At 34.5% G+C, this 686-nt stretch carries 1 pseudogene; it reads right to left on the reverse strand.

The window, feature by feature from the left end:
- Window positions 1–686: pseudogene (locus BG20_RS02530) on the reverse strand (excinuclease ABC subunit UvrA); the annotation flags it as partial.

Raw genomic sequence — 686 nt, forward strand, 5'->3', positions numbered from 1 at the left:
TGAAAATGTTCTAGGTTCTAATTCACCAATTGTCAATCCACAATACGGACACGCGTTATTTTGAGAGAAAATTTTTTCAGATTTATCAGATGAAATCATGACATCTCCTTTTGATGCTTTGATTGCAGTTTGGATTGCTTCAAATAATCTAGATCTTTCTGATTTTTCTGTCTGAATTCTATCTACTACAATCTCGATATTGTGCCATTTCTGCTTATCAAGGGTTGGAAACTCCCCATCTAGGCTCAAAATTTCCCCATCAAGACGTATTCTAGAGTACCCATCTTTTTTTATTTGTTCAAATAATTTTTCATATGTTCCCTTTTTTCTTTGAATGATAGGGGATAGTATCAAAATTTTCTGTCCAACAAAATCTTTGAGAATTGAATCGCATATTGTTTCTACGGATTGACTAGATATTTTTCTAGAACAATTTGTACAATAGGGAATACCTATTCTTGCAAAAAGTAGTCTCATGTAATCATAAATTTCAGTTGTTGTTCCAACGGTAGAGCGTGGATTTTTGCTTGTAGTTTTTTGCTGAATTGATATAGCAGGCGAAAGGCCTTCAATTGAATCAACATCCGGCTTATCCATCATTTCAAGGAACTGCCTTGCATAAGCAGAGAGTGATTCTACGTATCGTCTTTGTCCTTCTGCATAAATTGTATCAAAGGCAAGAGTTG

The sequence above is a fragment of the Candidatus Nitrosarchaeum limnium BG20 genome, from assembly GCF_000241145.1.
GTDB lineage: Archaea > Thermoproteota > Nitrososphaeria > Nitrososphaerales > Nitrosopumilaceae > Nitrosarchaeum > Nitrosarchaeum limnae.